This window comes from Streptomyces sp. NPDC007025 (genome assembly GCF_042869455.1).
Taxonomy (GTDB): Bacteria; Actinomycetota; Actinomycetes; order Streptomycetales; family Streptomycetaceae; genus Streptomyces.
Window position 1 is genome coordinate 160,049 of record NZ_JBIAFT010000001.1, and the last position, 15,915, is coordinate 175,963.

Annotated in this window: 13 protein-coding genes; 10 read left to right on the plus strand and 3 right to left on the minus strand. The window is 73.3% G+C overall.

The window, feature by feature from the left end; all coding sequences use genetic code 11:
- Positions 1-13: 13 nt before the first annotated feature.
- Genes pcaC through ACFYMO_RS00455 form a run of 3 tightly spaced genes read left to right on the plus strand, consistent with a single transcriptional unit; the run spans position 14 to position 2,807 of the window.
- Positions 14-1,312 (plus strand): 4-carboxymuconolactone decarboxylase, encoded by a 1,299-nt coding sequence (pcaC, locus tag ACFYMO_RS00445; RefSeq protein WP_366771488.1) that lies wholly within the window; start codon positions 14-16, stop codon positions 1,310-1,312.
- Positions 1,302-1,979 (plus strand): MBL fold metallo-hydrolase, encoded by a 678-nt coding sequence (locus ACFYMO_RS00450; protein WP_019357142.1) that lies wholly within the window; start codon positions 1,302-1,304, stop codon positions 1,977-1,979. The genes pcaC and ACFYMO_RS00450 overlap by 11 nt, the downstream gene beginning before the upstream one ends.
- A 48-nt stretch (positions 1,980-2,027) precedes the next feature.
- Complete coding sequence (locus ACFYMO_RS00455; RefSeq protein ID WP_366771487.1) at positions 2,028-2,807, plus strand: exodeoxyribonuclease III; 780 nt, start codon at positions 2,028-2,030, stop codon at positions 2,805-2,807.
- A 38-nt stretch (positions 2,808-2,845) separates the two neighbouring features.
- Here the strand turns inward: ACFYMO_RS00455 and ACFYMO_RS00460 are convergent, their stop codons facing one another.
- On the minus strand, positions 2,846-4,690 hold the full coding sequence (locus tag ACFYMO_RS00460; RefSeq protein ID WP_366771486.1) for an SGNH/GDSL hydrolase family protein: 1,845 nt from the start codon (positions 4,688-4,690) through the stop codon (positions 2,846-2,848).
- Between the two features lie 177 nt (positions 4,691-4,867).
- Here ACFYMO_RS00460 and ACFYMO_RS00465 point away from each other — a divergent pair, with 177 nt between their 5' ends.
- The 5 genes from ACFYMO_RS00465 to ACFYMO_RS00485 all read left to right on the plus strand — a co-directional run bounded on the left by ACFYMO_RS00465 (position 4,868) and on the right by ACFYMO_RS00485 (position 8,648).
- Entirely contained in the window at positions 4,868-5,311 is a 444-nt protein-coding gene (locus tag ACFYMO_RS00465; protein WP_026004722.1) for a DUF6278 family protein, read from the plus strand.
- 77 nt (positions 5,312-5,388) lie between these two features.
- The gene (locus ACFYMO_RS00470) at positions 5,389-6,126 is read left to right on the plus strand and encodes an amino acid ABC transporter ATP-binding protein (protein ID WP_388543258.1); all 738 of its coding nucleotides are present in this window, start codon (positions 5,389-5,391) and stop codon (positions 6,124-6,126) included.
- A 63-nt stretch (positions 6,127-6,189) separates the two neighbouring features.
- Positions 6,190-7,095: a glutamate ABC transporter substrate-binding protein gene (locus tag ACFYMO_RS00475; protein WP_366771516.1), complete on the plus strand. Its 906-nt coding sequence runs from the start codon at positions 6,190-6,192 to the stop codon at positions 7,093-7,095.
- 18 nt (positions 7,096-7,113) lie between these two features.
- Complete coding sequence (locus ACFYMO_RS00480; RefSeq protein ID WP_366771483.1) at positions 7,114-7,758, plus strand: amino acid ABC transporter permease; 645 nt, start codon at positions 7,114-7,116, stop codon at positions 7,756-7,758.
- Complete coding sequence (locus ACFYMO_RS00485; RefSeq protein WP_366771482.1) at positions 7,755-8,648, plus strand: amino acid ABC transporter permease; 894 nt, start codon at positions 7,755-7,757, stop codon at positions 8,646-8,648. Before ACFYMO_RS00480 ends, ACFYMO_RS00485 begins: the two co-directional genes overlap by 4 nt.
- 12 nt (positions 8,649-8,660) lie before the next feature.
- Here ACFYMO_RS00485 and ACFYMO_RS00490 read toward each other — a convergent pair whose 3' ends face one another.
- Positions 8,661-9,380 carry a hypothetical protein gene (locus tag ACFYMO_RS00490; RefSeq protein ID WP_366771481.1) on the minus strand — a complete coding sequence of 240 codons (720 nt, stop codon included), beginning with the start codon at positions 9,378-9,380 and terminating at the stop codon, positions 8,661-8,663.
- 148 nt (positions 9,381-9,528) lie between these two features.
- Here ACFYMO_RS00490 and ggt point away from each other — a divergent pair, with 148 nt between their 5' ends.
- Positions 9,529-11,445, plus strand: coding sequence for a gamma-glutamyltransferase (ggt, locus tag ACFYMO_RS00495; RefSeq protein WP_388543261.1), 1,917 nt, complete (start codon positions 9,529-9,531; stop codon positions 11,443-11,445).
- A gap of 377 nt (positions 11,446-11,822) precedes the next feature.
- Positions 11,823-14,171, plus strand: a complete 2,349-nt coding sequence (locus tag ACFYMO_RS00500; RefSeq protein WP_366771479.1) for a serine/threonine-protein kinase — start codon at positions 11,823-11,825, stop codon at positions 14,169-14,171.
- A gap of 33 nt (positions 14,172-14,204) precedes the next feature.
- On the opposite strand, the gene ACFYMO_RS00505 is transcribed toward ACFYMO_RS00500, so the two are convergent.
- A complete protein-coding gene (locus tag ACFYMO_RS00505) occupies positions 14,205-15,797 on the minus strand; it encodes an alpha/beta fold hydrolase (RefSeq protein ID WP_366771478.1) in 1,593 nt (530 codons plus the stop codon).
- Positions 15,798-15,915: the final 118 nt, after the last annotated feature.

Genomic DNA, 15,915 nt, shown 5'->3' on the forward strand with positions numbered 1-15,915 from the left:
GAGGTGAAGCACGGTGACCCCCGCCCAGACGCTGCAGCACCGGACCGACGGGCCCGACAACGCGCCCGTACTCGTCCTCGGCCCCGCCCTCGGCACCACCTGGCACATGTGGGACCGGCAGATCCCCGAGCTGACCCGGAACTGGCGGGTGCTCAGATTCGACCTGCCCGGGCACGGCGGCTCCCCGGCCTACTCCGCCGACTCGGCCGACGCCTACGCCGAGCGGCTGTTGGCCACCCTCGACCAGCTGGGCATCGAACGCTTCGGCTACGCGGGCTGCTCCCTCGGCGGCGCGATCGGCGTCCAGCTCGCGCTGCGGGCCCCGCAGCGCGTCACCTCGCTCGCGCTGATCTCCTCCTCGCCCCGGTTCGCCACCGCGGACAGCTGGCGGCAGCGCGGGGTCGTCATCCGGACCAACGGGCTCGACCCGATCGCCCGCACCACCCCCGAGCGCTGGTTCACCCCGGGCTTCGCCGCCGCGCAGCCCGCCATCGTCGAGTGGGCCGTGCAGATGGTCCGCACCACCGACCCGGGCTGCTACATCGCCGCCTGCGAGGCGCTGGCCTCTTTCGACGTCAAGGACTCGCTGGACCGCATAGGGGTGGGCACGCTGGTCATGGCCGGAGCCGAGGACCAGGTCACCCCGCCGGCCGAGGCCCGGGCGCTGGTCGCGGGCATCCCCGACGCGCGGCTCGCGATCGTGCCCGGCGCCTCGCATCTGACGCCGGTCGAGCAGCCCGGGGCCGTCACGGACCTGCTCATCCGGCACTTCACCACCACCTGGCAGGACTCGGCCGCCGGCCCGCCGGCGCCGGCGCCCGTCATCAGCCCCGTACCGCCGCAGGCGTCCGCGGTCGCCGAGCTGGAGTCCGGCGCGGCGGCGGCGCTGCGCACCGACTCCTACGACGCGGGGATGAAGGTGCGCCGCGAGGTGCTCGGCGACGCCTACGTGGACCGTTCCCTGGAGCAGGCCGACGACTTCACCGAGGACTTCCAGAATTTCGTCACCCGGTACGCCTGGGGCGAGGTGTGGACCCGTCCCGGTGTCGACCGGCGCACCCGCTCGGTGATCACGCTGACCGCGCTGGTGGCCCGCGGCCATCTGGAGGAACTGGCCTTCCACGTCCGGGCCGCGCTGCGCAACGGGCTGACCCCCGCCGAGATCAAGGAGGTGCTGCTGCAGACCGCCGTCTACTGCGGGGTGCCCGCGGCCAACTCGGCGTTCGCCGTCGCCCAGCGGGTGATCCGGGAGGAGACCACCCCGGAGGACCACCGGCAGCCCCGGGAGGAGAATGAGCCCCATGGGAACTGATGCCAACGACACGGCGCTGAAGCTCACCAAGCAGGGCCACGCCAGCGTCCGGCTGGAGAAGGACGGCCGCACCCTCGTCATCGACCCGGGCGGCTACAGCGAGCAGGAGGCCGGGCTGGGCGCGGACGCGCTGCTCGTCACGCACGAGCACCCCGACCACTTCGACGAGCTGCGGCTGCGCGCCGCCATGGAGGCCAATCCGGAGGCGCAGATCTGGACGCTGCGCAGCGTCGCCGAACAGCTCTCCGGCGCCTTCCCGGGCCGCGTCCACACCGTGGGCCACGGTGACACGTTCGAGGCGGCCGGATTCGAGGTCGAGGTGCACGGGGAGCTGCACGCCGTCATCCACCCCGACATCCCGCGGATCACCAACATCGGATTCGTCGTCGACGGGCTGGTCTTCCACCCCGGCGACGCGCTCACCGTCCCCGAGCGGCCCGTCAAGACGCTGCTGCTGCCGGTGTACGCGCCCTGGAACAAGTACGCCGAGGTGCTGGACTACGTGCGCACCGTCAGCCCCGCGCAGGTCTACGACGTGCACGACGGCCTGCTGGGCGACCTCGGGCTGGCGTTCTTCGGCCGGATGCTCGGCGAGGGCGGCCCCGGAACGGGTGGCGCGGCGCACAACCAGCTCCGGCCCGGCGAGAGTGTCCGACTGGCGCGGTAGCCTGCATTCTGCCGGGGGACGACCCCCGTGACCCCGACGGAGTCCCGCATGCGAATTGCCACCTGGAACGTCAACTCGATAACGGCCAGACTGCCCCGTCTGACGCAGTGGCTGGAGTCCGCCCAGCCCGACGTGCTCTGCCTGCAGGAGCTCAAGGTGTCCGACGACACCTTCCCGCAGCAGGAGCTGCGCGCGCTCGGCTACGAGTCGGTCGTCAGCGCCCAGGGCCGCTGGAACGGCGTCGCCGTCCTCTCCCGTGTGGGCATCGAGGACCCGGCGCTGGGTCTGCCCGGCGCGCCCGCCTGGGAAGGCGCCGTCGAGGCCCGCGCCGCCGCGGCCACCTGCGGCGGGGTGCGGTTGTGGTCGCTGTACGTACCCAACGGGCGCGAGGTGGGGCACCCGCACTACGAGTACAAGCTGGAGTGGCTGGCGGCCCTGCGGGACGCGGCGGAGAAGTTCGCCTCGGCCGCGACGCCGTTCGCGGTGCTGGGCGACTTCAACATCGCGCCGACCGACGAGGACGTCTGGGACATCGCCGAGTTCGAGGGCGCCACCCATGTGACCGCCCGGGAGCGGGAGGCGCTCGCCGCCCTGGAGGCGGCGGGCGTCTCGGACGTCCACCCGCGTCCGCTGAAGTACGACGTGCCGTTCACCTACTGGGACTACCGGCAGCTCTGCTTCCCGAAGAACCGCGGCATGCGGATCGACCTGGTCTACGGCAACGAGGCGTTCACCACCGCGGTCTCGGACGCCTACGTCGACCGGGAGGCCAGGAAAGGCAAGGGCGCCTCCGACCACGCTCCGGTGGTGGTCGATCTGGAGGTGTGACGCCCTCGCGCTCCCCGGCCAGGTCTCCGCGGTGCGGTTCAGTCCGCGAGCAGCCGCAGGTCGACCGACTCGCCGAGGGCGCGCAGTCCCGCGTCACCGGGGTGCAGATGGTCGCCCGAGTCGTACTTGGGCGCCATCCGCTCCGGGTGGGAGGGGTCCCGCACCACCTTGTCGAAGTCCAGAACGGCGTCGAAGCGGCCGCCGTTGTCCCGGACGAAGGCGTTGACCTTCGCCCGCTTGGCCTCGACCTCCGCCGTGCAGTCGTGATAGCCCTCGCACGGCGTGATCGTCGCCACCACGACCCGCTTCCCGCGCTCGGCCGCCCGTGCGGCGATCGCCTTCATCCCCGCGATCACCTGCTCGGCCGAGGCGCCCCAGCGCAGGTCGTTGATGCCTTCGAAGAGCACCACCGTCCGCACGTTGGTCTGAGCCAGCACATCGCGCTCCAGCCGGTGCTGCGCGCTCACCCCCGCGGTGTCGCTGCTGACACCGTCGCCGGGATAGCGGTCGGTGACGATGCGGTTGGCGGAGATGCCCTCGTTGAGCACCCCGAGCCGCGGCACCCTGCTCTGCGCCAGCAGCCGCCCGGCCAGCACGTCCGGCCAGCGTCGGTTGGCTCCCTGCGTGGAGCGGACGCCGTCCGTGATGGAGTCCCCGAGGGTGACCACCGAGCCGGGGCCGCCCCGCACGTCGACGCCGGTCAGGAACGGCCACATGGACAGCGAGCCGGTGAAGGCCGACCCGCCGGTCTCGCCGGTGCGGTCGCCGCTGCCGTCCTCGCTCAGATACGACCGCTGCTGCGCCTCGCTGTGCACAGGCGCCGCGGACACCGGTCCGGGCAGATGGATGCTCACCAGCAGATTGGTGTCGGAGGGCACGTCGAAGCCCACGGGGTCGCTGACGGCGCGGGCCCCGGCCGGGATCCGGGTGCCGGGACGACCGCCGTCGAAGGTGAGCGGGGTCGGGTGCCGGTGTGCGGCGGCGCCGTTCTTCTGCACGGCGATCGAGGCGTGCCCGATCCGCACCGGCTGCGCGGCGAAGGTGTTCTCCAGGCGGATCCGCGCCCGGGGACCGCCCGCCGAGGTGTGCACGACCAGCCGCAGCGTCCGGTCCCGCCACTCGCCGGTGCCGGTGTAGCCGCCGGTACCGGCGGACCAGGTCCCCGTCCACCCGGTGGCCTCGGGCCGCACGGCCAGGTCGAAGACGTGCAGATCGGCGTCGGCGCCCGGATCCCGGGGCAGGGTGACCGAACCGACCGTGCGGCCGCGCTCCAGGGGCACGGTCACCGCGTAGAGCCGCGCCTTCTCCGCGAGCTGCCCGCCCTGCCGGGTGTTGAGGTGGGGCAGTGCGACGGCCTTGGTGGCCGGCGTGCCGCCGCGCCAGTCGCCCGCGGTGAGCGTGTAGCTGCTCCGGGAGCCGTCCCGGTACCGGACGGTGCCCTCGCCGCCGGCGGCGTCCGCCGGGCCGTGCGGCGAGGTCGCGGCCACCAGGAAGGTGAGCGCCTCGCCCCGGCCGCCGACCCGCACCCGCTGCCCGTCGGCGCGCACGTTGTCGGGGCGGCCCGGGGCCCGGTCCGGCCAGCGGAGTCCGGCCGCGTCCAGGTCCAGCCGGGCCCCGGGCTCCCAGCCCGCGGCCTTGAGGTCCTGCGCGGAGAGTGAGCGTCCGGCGCCGTCGAAGTCGGCGGCATCCGGTGCGGCGTCGTCGCTGACCGCGCGGTTGTCGTAGAGGCGTTCCAGGGGGAGCGGCCGCTCGGCGCCGGGGCCGGCGGGCGCCGTCTGCCGGGTGCTCTGCTGCGCGGTGGCCGTCGCCACCAGGGTCGGTGCCGTCGCGGCCACGGCGGCCACCAGGACGGTGAGGGACCGGGTACAGGTACGTCTGCGCACGTGATGCCCTCTCGTGGGACTCCGACTGCGGTGCGTGCACCCCGGATTCCACCGAGGCGGGGTGAAGTTAGAGAGGCCCTGACGCGGCGTCAAGGTGTCCGGCGGCCCAAACCGGCCGGGCTTCGCACCCAGCGCGCCTATAGTGCCCACGGGCGCGAGGATGCCACGCTGATGCGCATGCACTTCCCCTTTCTGGACAACTGGCGCAAGCCCCACCCGGATGCCGAGGGGGCGGTCGCATCGAGCCGCCGGCTGTCGGACGATCCGGAGGACGCGGCACAGCTCCTCTCCGAATGCGAACTCCTGCGCGAGCAGGCGCGCGGGGCGGGTGTCGAACTCGACGACTCGGTGGAGTCACTGGCCGCGTTGGACCAGCTGCTGCCGCACTGGCGCGAGGACCCCGAGGTCACCCCGTGGCTCGGCACGGACGCCGGGCTCTACCTGGGGACCGTGATGGTGCGGTCGGTGCCGGGAGCCCGCTGGGTGCGGTGGCCCAACGGGCAGCCGGTGGTGCGGCTGCCCTCCGGCCGGGAGGCGGACGTGCTGGAGGAGGGCACCAACTGGGCCGAGACGGGCTCGCCGGAGCTGTCCCAGGCGTACGCCGAGGTCAGCGAGGACTGACGTACGCCGACCGGTATATCGCCTTGCTGCGTGTCATCCCGGTGATGACCCATTCGCCCCGATAGTTTCCGTTTCCTATGGAACCGCTGATCGAGCTGCGCGGAGTCAACAAGCACTACGGCACGCAGCACGTGCTCCGGGACATCGACCTCACCGTCGGCCGCGGCGAGGTCGTCGTCGTCATCGGCCCGTCGGGCTCCGGCAAGTCGACGCTGTGCCGCACCATCAACCGGCTGGAGAGCATCGGGTCCGGCACCATCACCCTGGCCGGCCGCCCCCTCCCGGAGGAGGGCCGGGAACTGGCCCGGCTGCGCAGCGAAGTCGGCATGGTCTTCCAGTCGTTCAACCTCTTCGCGCACAAGACCGTGCTGGACAACGTGGCGCTCGCGCCGCTGAAGGTGCGCGGCAGGAAGAAGTACGCGGCACACGCGCAGGCCCGGGAACTGCTGCGCAGGGTCGGCCTGGCCGAGCACGCGGACAAGTACCCGGCGCAGCTGTCCGGCGGACAGCAGCAGCGGGTGGCCATCGCGCGGGCCCTGGCCATGGATCCGCAGGCACTGCTCTTCGACGAGCCCACCTCCGCGCTCGACCCGGAAATGATCAGCGAGGTCCTGGAGGTCATGCAGCAACTCGCCCGGGACGGCATGACCATGGTCGTGGTCACCCACGAGATGGGCTTCGCCCGCTCCGCGGCCCACCGTGTGGTGTTCATGGCCGACGGCCGGATCGTCGAGGACCGCGCCCCGGACGAGTTCTTCACCGCGCCCCGCAGCGAGCGCGCCAAGGACTTCCTCGCCAAGATCCTCAAGCACTGAGGGGGCCCGGTCGTGCCTGTGCCTGCTCCGTCCCGCGGTACCCGTGCCCCCCGCCGGGGCGCCGTGCACCGCCTCGCCCGCTGCCTGGCAGCCGGGCTGCTGCTCGCCGTAGCCGGATGCGGAGCCTCCGGCCGCCCTCCCGCCCGCGGCCCGCAACCGGGCAGACTCCCGCACTACGCCGTCGACCGGGACTTCTCGCTGCCCGCCTCGCCCACCTGGCGCAGCGCGCACCGCAGCGGGAAGCTGACCATCGGCGTCAAGGAGGACCAGCCGGGCATGGGGGAGAAGAACCCGGCCACCGGCGTGTACAGCGGCTTCGACATCGAGATCGCCGAGATGACGGCGGCCTCGCTCGGGTTCGATCCGGACCGGCAGATCACCTACAAGGCCATCGCCTCAGCGAACCGCGAAACCGCCCTGCAGAACGGCCAGATCGACTACTACGTCGGCACCTACACCATCAACGAGGGCCGCAAGAAACTCGTCGGCTTCGCCGGGCCCTACTACATCGCCGGGCAGCGGCTGCTGGTGCGCCGCGACGAGAAGCAGCTCACCGGCCCCGACGGGATGGCCGGCCGGAAGATCTGCTCGGCTGTCGGCTCCACCCCGCTGCAGCGCGTCCAGTCCGACTACCCCGGTGCCGACGCGGTCGCCTACGACAGCTACGCCATCTGCGTGGACAACCTCCTCAACCACCAGGTCGACGCGGTCACCACGGACGACACCATCCTGCTGGGCTACGCGGCCAAGGACCCGGCGCATCTGAAGGTCGTCGGAAGGGCGTTCTCCGAGGAGCCGTACGGCATCGGCGTGCCCCGCCGGGACCGGGCGCTGGCCCGTGCGCTGGATCAGGCCCTGGTGGCACGGGAGCGGAACGGCGACTGGAAGCGGGCCTACGACGTCACGCTCGGGCTCTCCGGCCGTCCCGCACCGTGGCCGCCCCGTGTCGACCCCGCGCTGACGCGCTGAGAGGAGTGCGAACGGCCCATGGACGTACTGACGGAGAACTTCTCCCTCTACGGCGAGGGCTTCTGGGGGACCGTGCGGCTGACCCTCTACTCCTCGCTGCTGGCGCTGGCCGTCGGTGTGCTGACGGCCGGGTTCCGGGTGGCACCGGTGCGCGCGCTGCGCGCGGTCGGCACCACCTGGGTGACGGTGCTGCGCAACACCCCGCTGACGCTGCTGTTCTTCGCCCTGCTGCTGGGGCTGCCCCGCTTCGGCGTGGCGCTGCCGTTCGAGCTGTTCGCGGTGCTGGCACTGGGCTGCTACACCTCCGCGTTCATCTGCGAGGCGGTGCGCTCGGGCATCAACACGGTGCCGGTGGGGCAGGGCGAGGCGGCCCGCAGCCTGGGGATGACCTTCGGGCAGACGCTGGGCGCCGTCGTCCTGCCGCAGGCGTTCCGCACCGTCATCGCGCCGATCGGCTCCACTCTGATCGCTCTCGCCAAGAACTCCGCGATCGCGGGCTCCTTCAGCGTCGTGGAACTGCTGAGCACCTACAAGACGCTCAGCGAGAACGGGTACAGCGTGATCTGGAGCTTCGTGTGGATCGCGGTCGGCTATCTGATCCTGACCCTGTCGATCAGCGCGCTCTTCCACGCCCTGGAGCGGCGCTGGGGGGTGGCCCGGTGAGCCCGCGCTTCCGCTCCCGGCGGCACGCGCCGCCGGCGCCCTCCGCGCTCTACGACATCCCCGGCCCCAGGGCGCGGACCCGGCACCTGCTCTACGGGGTCCTGACGACTCTCGCCCTCGCAGCGCTGGTGGCCTGGGTGGTCCAGCTGCTCGTCGTGACCGGGCAGTTCGCCTTCGTCAAGTGGCGGCCCTTCGGCTACACGGGGATCCAGGAACTGCTGCTGCGCGGCCTCGGCAACACTCTGAAGGCCTTCGCGCTGGCCGCCGTCCTCGCGCTGGCCCTGGGCGGTCTGCTGGCCGCCGGACGGCTCTCCGAGCACCGGACGGTGCGGTGGGCCGCCACCCTGCTGGTGGAGTTCTTCCGGGCGATGCCCGTACTGGTCATGATCTTCTTCGTCTTCGTCGCCCTGGAGGTCCAGCCGCTGCCGGCCCTGGTGACCGGGCTGACCCTCTACAACGGCTCCGTGCTCGCGGAGGTCTTCCGCTCCGGTGTGCTCTCCGTCGACCGAGGCCAGCGGGAGGCCGCCTACGCCCTCGGGATGCGCAAGACCCAGGTCATGGTGCATGTCCTGGTGCCGCAGGCGGTGCGGGCCATGCTGCCGGCGATCATCAGCCAGCTCGTCGTCGCGCTGAAGGACACCTCGCTCGGATACCTGATCACCTACGAGGAGTTCCTGCACGCGGGGCGGCTGATCGCCATCAACATGGACTACACCATGCCGTTCATCCCCGTCGTGATCGTGATCTCGACGGTCTACATCGGACTGTGCATGCTGCTGTCCTGGTTCGCCAACTGGGTCGCACGGCGCGAGCGCGGCAACGTCAAGAACGAGGCCGTCCCGGTGGCTCCCGCCGAAGCCGCCCCCACCATGCCCGGCTCCGAACCGTGAGCACCGCCCGCCTCACTCCGCCGCGGTCGTGGCCGCGCGGGTCACGTCCGCGACCAGTTCGACCACGTCCGGCCCGTAGGCCTGCGAGTTGACGACCTTCAGCAGCAGGCAGAAGGTGCCGTTGCGGCCGTGCTTGCGGGCGAGCCTGGCATGGTGGCGCACCAGATACCGGGCGGCGGCCTGGTTGTCGACGGGCCGCTGGCCGCATATGAGGAAGACCGGCCGCGTCCCGGGCCCGTCCTGGTTCCCGGTCAGCCGGGCCAGTAGCACATGTTCGACCGTCCCCTTCTCCGCCCGGTAGCGGTCGCTGCCGATGGCGAAGACCCCCGGCGCCTCGCCCTCCATGACCACCGACACCCCCGGCAGCAGCGACTGCAGATGCGCGGCGGTCCGCCGGTTGGAGGCCGGGCCGCCCAGGCAGAACTCGGTGCGTTCGCCGAACCCCTGACGGGTCGTGTCGTGCCCGACGATGTCCGCCCGGGCACCGCAGTCCTTGATGATTCCGGACAGCTCCAGCAGCGCGAACACGTCGTCGGGCGCCACTTTCCACTCCTCCACCCCCGGGTCCCGGTTGACCACGAGCAGGCAGGAGGAGTTCTCCGGCATGCCGAAGAAGCGCTGCCTGCGGTGGAGTCTGCGGCGCCACAGGGAGCTGCGGGCCAGCCAGCCCGCGGCTGCCGTGAGGGCGGCGGCGATCAGTCCGAGTGCGATCTCTCTCAGGTTCTCGTCCATGGGGGCGCAGCGTAGGCCCTCGGAACGGCGGAGTCCGGCCGGGTGGCCGTCCGGCCGGCCCGCCGCGGGGTGCTGACGCAGCCGAGTCGACCGCACTACGCTGCGCGGATCACGCGCGTTCCCCGGAGCACGCCCCAAGGAGGCCCGCATGACGCCCTCTCCCACCGGCCACCCGCCGCGCCCCGACGACGGCCCACCCGCCCGCGCGGGCGGGCGCACCGCAGCCGGACCCGCCCGCCCCCGGCGTACCGCACGCCGTCTCGCCGCGGTGCTCGGCACCGGGGCCGTGGTGGCGGGCCTGCTGGGCGCGGGGCCGGCCCAGCCCGACCGGCACCCGGCCGGGCACGGCCACCCGCACGGCAAGTCACCGGTGGCGACGGGCTACGGGGGCGCCGTCTCCAGCGTCGACGCGGACGCCTCGGCGGCGGGCATCAGGGTGCTCAGGAACGGCGGCAACGCGGCGGACGCGGCGGTGGCCACAGCCGCGGCGCTCGGGGTGACCGAACCGTACTCGGCGGGCATCGGCGGCGGCGGGTACTTCGTGTACTACGACGCGGCCACCCGCAGGGTGCACACCCTCGACGGCCGTGAGACGGCACCCCGCAGCGCGGACCGGAACCTGTTCACCGAGGACGGCCAACCCCTCCCGTTCGACCAGGCCGTCACCAGCGGCCTCGGCGTCGGGACCCCGGGCACCGCCGCCACCTGGGAGAAGGCGCTGCGCGTCTACGGCACCAAGTCGCTGGCCCAGGCGCTGCGTCCGGCGACCGAACTGGCGCGGCGCGGCTTCACGGTCGACCGGACCTTCCGCGACCAGACCGCGCAGAACGAGGACCGCTTCCGCGACTTCCCGGCGACAGCGAAGCTGTTCCTGCCCGGCGGTGAACTGCCCGAGGTCGGCTCGCGGCTGCGGAACCCCGACCTCGCCCGCACCTACCGGGAACTCTCCCGCAAGGGCACCGACGCGCTCTACCGCGGCGGAATCGGCCGCGACCTCGTACAGGCCGTGCGCAAGCCGCCCGTCGCCGAGGGCACGGACCGCACGGTGCGGCCCGGCGATCTGACGGCAGCGGACTTGCGCGCCTACCGGGTGCTCTCCCAGCGCCCGACCCGGACCGCCTACCGCGGTCTGGACGTGTACGGCATGGCGCCCTCCTCGTCCGGCGGCACCACCGTCGCCGAGGCGCTCAACATCCTCGAACGCAGCGATCTGGGCTCCCTGAGCCGGAAGGCGTATCTGCACCGCTACCTGGAAGCGAGCCGCATCGCCTTCGCCGACCGGGGCCGCTGGGTGGGCGATCCGGCCCAGGAGGACGTGCCGACCAGGGGGCTGACCTCGCAGCGGTTCGCGGACTCCCGGGAGTGCCTGATCGACGACGCCGCGGCCCTCCGGAGTCCGGTGGCGCCGGGTGACCCGCGTCGGCCGGAGCGCTGCGAGCGCGGGGACGCCGACCAGGCGGCGCCCACCGCCTACGAGGGCGAGAACACCACTCATCTGACCGTCGCCGACAAGTGGGGCAACGTCGTCGCCTACACCCTCACCATCGAGCAGACCGGCGGCAGCGGCATCACCGTGCCCGGCCGGGGGTTCCTGCTCAACAACGAGCTGACCGACTTCTCGTTCGTGCCCAGCGCCCCCGGGGTGCACGATCCGAATCTGCCCGGGCCGGGCAAGCGCCCGCGCTCCTCGATGTCGCCGACCGTCGTCCTGCGGCACGGCGAGCCGGTGCTGGCGCTGGGCTCGCCGGGCGGATCGACGATCATCACGACGGTGCTGCAGACTCTCACCAACCATCTCGACCGCGGGATGCCGCTCGTCGACGCCATCGCCGCGCCCCGCGCCAGCCAGCGGAACACGGCGAGGACCGTCGCCGAGCCCGCGCTGCTGGACAGTCCGGTACGCCGCCGACTGGCCGCGCTCGGGCACTCGTTCGAGGAGACGGCGGAGATCGGCGCCGTCACCGGGGTGCGGCGACTGCCCGGGTCGGGCCACTGGCGCGCGGCGGCCGAGCCCGAGCGCCGCGGCGGCGGTTCGGCGATGGTCGTACACCCCGCACGGCGCTGACGGACCGGCACGGACCCGGCGGCGGGCGGGCCGCGATGCCGCCCCGCCCGCCGCATCCGCCGGGCGCCGGCCGCCCGGCCGCGTGCCACCGTCCCGCTCCGGTCGGCGGCCGAACGCCGCGCGTCCGGCGGCCCGTTCCGCACCGGTCCGCCGCTGCCGCCCGGTTCGCGTCCGCCCGGTGCCCCGTATCCCCCTGCGTCGTCCGTACCAGCCCGTCCGGCGCGCCCGCGGGTCCGTGAGGCCCGGAGGACCGGAAGCGCCGAACCGGGGCCGACCGCCCTGCACGGTGCGTGGTTGCCGCCTGATCACAGGCCGTACGATCGCTCTGCAAAGCTGTGTGACGGCCCGTCGCGGCCGAACGGACCGGGGGAGAGGGCATGAGGTCCCTGCGTGCGGACGATCCTGAACGCATCGGCCAGTACCGGCTGCTGGGGCGGCTCGGCGAAGGGGGAATGGGCAGCGTCTACCTCGCCCAGTCCCCGCGCGGCCGTACCGTCGCCGTCAAGCTGGTGCGGCCGGAGCTGGCCGGACACGCCGAGTTCCGGCACCGCTTCGAGCAGGAGGTCGGTGCCGCGCGCCGGGTGGGCGGCGAGTGGACGGCGCCGGTGCTGGACGCGGACACCGAGGCCGAGCCGCCTTGGGTCGCCACCGGCTACATACCGGGCATCACACTGTACGAGGCCGTCGCCGACCGGGGGACGCCGCTGCCCGCGCGCACCCTCCGCATCCTGGCCAATCGGCTCGCCCGCGCGCTCGGTGCCGTCCACGAAGCGGGGCTGGTACACCGCGACGTGAAGCCCTCGAACATCCTGGTCACCATCGACGGCCCGCGCGTTATCGACTTCGGTATCGCGCGGGCCCTGGAGACCGTGGCGGACGCGCATCTGACGCGGACGGGCGCCGTCGTCGGCTCGCCCGGGTTCATGTCTCCCGAGCAGGTGCGCGGTGACCGGGTGACCGGGAGCAGCGACATCTTCTCGCTCGGCTCGGTGCTCGCCTTCGCCGCGACGGGACGCACTCCCTTCGGGGGCGACGGAGCCGCCGGGCACGTGCAGTTGTACCGGATCACCCAGGAGGAGCCCGACCTGGCGGGCGTTCCCGGGGAACTGCGGGACCTGGTCGCCGACTGCCTGGCCAAGCCCGCCGCGCAGCGGCCGGGGCTGTCGGAGATCCTGGACCGGACGGCGGACCCCGAGGGGGAGCCCGGCCCTGGCGCGTCCGGTTCGGAGACCGCCGACCCCTGGCTCCCGGCGGGCCTGGTGGCCCAGTTGGGCCGGCACGCGGCACGCCTGCTGGACGCGGAGGTGCCCGGCGCCCGGGCAGCAGCGGCCCGGGTCGCCGAGGCGCCCGCCGTCCCGCCCGCTCCCGGCGCCGGACACCCGGAATCACCGGAGTCACCGCCCCCGGCCGCGCCGGACGCTCCGCAGCCGAAGGAGCGCGCCACGGGGACCGACGGACCCGATCCGGCCGGTGCCGAGGCGGCGGCCACTGCGGCGACCGGCTCTCCGGCCACCGCCGTCACTCCGTCCCATCCGCCGGGTACCGACTTCGCAGCAGCCCCCGCTCCCGGTGACACCCCCGCTTCCGGCGACCCCGCGGCGTCCGGCACCGGGGGAGCGGCCGCGGAGGTCGGCGAGACCGGGTCCGGGGCCGGGGCGCCGCCCCTGGCGCCCGGCGAGGAGCAGATGCACGGCATGCTGACCGTCACGGGACCGCCGCCGGCGCCCGCCGGACCACATCCTCCGCACGGCGGCGAGCCCCCGGAGCCCGGCCGGCCCGCGACGCCGCCGTACGCCGTGCCCGGCCCGGGTGCGGTCCGGCCCGAACGCGCGCACCGGCGCGGCATGCTGCTGGGGGCGCTCGGTGTGGTGCTGGCGCTGGGGTCCGGTCTCGGCACCTTCGTCGCGCTGCGCGTGTACGACGACGGCGGGGACACCGAGCGGCAGCAGCCGGATGCCGCGGCGGAGGCGTCTCCCGGTGACGGGCCGGGGACTCCGTCGCCGGAGGACATCGGCAGTCCGGCTCCGGGCGGCGCGCTGCCCAAGGGGTATCTGGGCGCCTGGCAGGGCAGTGTCCAGGACGCCGACGGCTCCACGATCACCCGCCGGTTCGAGATCCGGCAGGGTGAGCAGGGCGAAGTCGTGGCCAGGACCGTCAACATCCGTGCCGACATGATGTGCGAGGGCGAGGCGACACTGGTGGCCTTCGAGGGCGCCGACACGGGGCTGCGGATCACCAGCCGGATCACCGGCAGCCATCCCGCGTCCACGTCCTGCTCCCCCTACCAGGAGCAGAAGCTGCGGCTGCGCACCGACGGCACCCTCTCCTGGATCTATCCGAGCGGGTCGCTCTCGGCGAAGCTGCGCAAGGTGGGCGACCCCGCGGCCCCCGTGCCCCGCGGGATGGCGGGCGAGTGGCAGGGGACCACGGCGCAGGGCGAGGAGCGCACCCTCACCCTGCACCGCGGCCGGGTCGGGACCGCCACCATACGGCTGGCCGGGGAGCACGCGGGCGTGCCCTGCGTGTGGGAGAACACCCTCGGCGGTGCGGAGGGGGACACCCTGACGTACGGGCCGGACCGGGTGGACGGGGCCTCGGGGCCCGGGTGCGCGGCGTCGGTCGAGTCGCTGCGGATCACCGCGGTCGGCGACGACGCGATCCGGGTCGCCCCGGTCGGGGAGTCCGGCGGGGCGGGGCGCCTCTACCGCCGGGCCGGTTCGGACTGAGCCCCGGCGGGCCGGACCGCCGGGGCCGGGAGGTCAGCGCCCGGCGCCCGTCGGCACCGTCAGCCGCGAGGGGGCGTGTGCGGGTGAGGTGAACTCCAGCCGGGCGCCGTCCGGGTTGTACTCGGCGTACAACGGGTCGACCGTGTCGACGACGACGGCGAGCCGGTGACCCCGGGGGACGTCGTACGCCGTGGAGAAGAGTTCCAGATCCACCGGGAACGGCTTTCCGGGGGTGCGGTCGTGGAACGTGTAGGGGGCGTGCGTGATCAGCTTGCCGGTGCCCAGCGGGCCGACGTCGTAGAGGTAGGCGTAGTAGGTGCCGTTCGCCCTGGTGCTGGTCACTGTCGTGTGCAGGGTCGGCGTGCCGCGCACCGCGGTCTTCGTCCAATAGCGCTCCGACTGCCATACGGCGGCCCGGGAGCGCGGCAGCAGCGGTACGTATACCAGGGGCGGAAGCTTGAGGAACTGGTCGAGGACGCCGGTGAGCAGGACCGTGCCGCCGTCGGCGCCGGAGTCCTTGCCGGTGGCCAGCTTCTTCGTCCCGCCGAGCGGGACGGAGCGGCTGCCGGCGGAGACCTCCCGCCAGCTTCCGAAGCCCTCGTAGCCGCCGCCGGAGCGGGACTTGAGCTGGACGGGGGCTTCGGTGGCGATGCCGTTCCGCTCGCCCTTCAGATAGCGGTCGAACCAGCGGCGGGCGTGCGACCAGGTGTCGTTGGGGAGCCCGAGCAGGCCGGTCGCCTCGGCGGTGGCGTGGTCGCCGGGGCGGAACTCCAGCCGTTTGGGGCCGCGCAGCTTCTCGTAGAAGTCGGCGTACTGGTTCGGCGGGAAGATCGAGTCGTTCCAGGCGTTGCCGAGCATGATGGCGGCGCCGTTGTCGTTGATCCGGTCGAGGTAGGTCGTGGGGGAGCGCTTCTCGCCCCACGCGATCATCTCGTCCTCCTTGTCCAGGTCGGAGGAGAGGAAGTTCTTCAGGATCTCCCGCAGTTCGGCGCTGGGACGGCCGGTGAGTTCGCCCGAGCCGCCGAGCAGTCCGGCTGCCTGGAGGTGCTGGGTGCGGCCGCTGTAGATGGCGCCGATCAGGTCGGCCCAGCCGCTGAGCGCGGTGACCGCTTTGATCCGCGGGTCGTGCCCGGCCGCCAGCAGGCTGATGCCGGCGCCGTAGGAGACTCCGCCCATGCCGACGCGGTCCTCGTCGGCCGGGGTGTGGGCCAGCGCCCAGTCGATGACGCGGGAGGCGTCGGCGATGTCCTTCGGTCCGCCGGTCTCGATCCGGCCGCCGGACTGCCAGAAGCCGCGCGAGTTGTAGGTGACCACCACATAGCCGGAGCCGGCGAGCTTGCGGGCCTGCGCGAAGTACTCGATCTGCGGGGTGGCCCAACTGGTGGGCAGCACGATCAGCGGGTACTGCCGGGTGCCTTTGGCGGAGGCGCCCGCGGGGAGGAGCACGTTCGCCTTGAGGGTGATGCCGCCGGCGCCCTCGATGTCGACGAACTCCGGCAGCGAGGCTGCCGCCGGGGCCCGCGCCGGCTGTGCGGCGGCGGTGGGGGCGGCGGCCAGACCGGTGGCGGCGAGCGTTCCGGCGAGGAGGGCCGAGGCGGTACGCACGGAGGTGGGGGAGGGACGCATGCACTGCTCCAGATGTCGTCGGCGACCCGGGTGGGGGAAAGTGACTGGAGAGTAGGCGGGTTGGGCTACCGGGGGTAACCCACCAGTAGGTTACGGACGGGTAAAGAGGTGGGGTGCT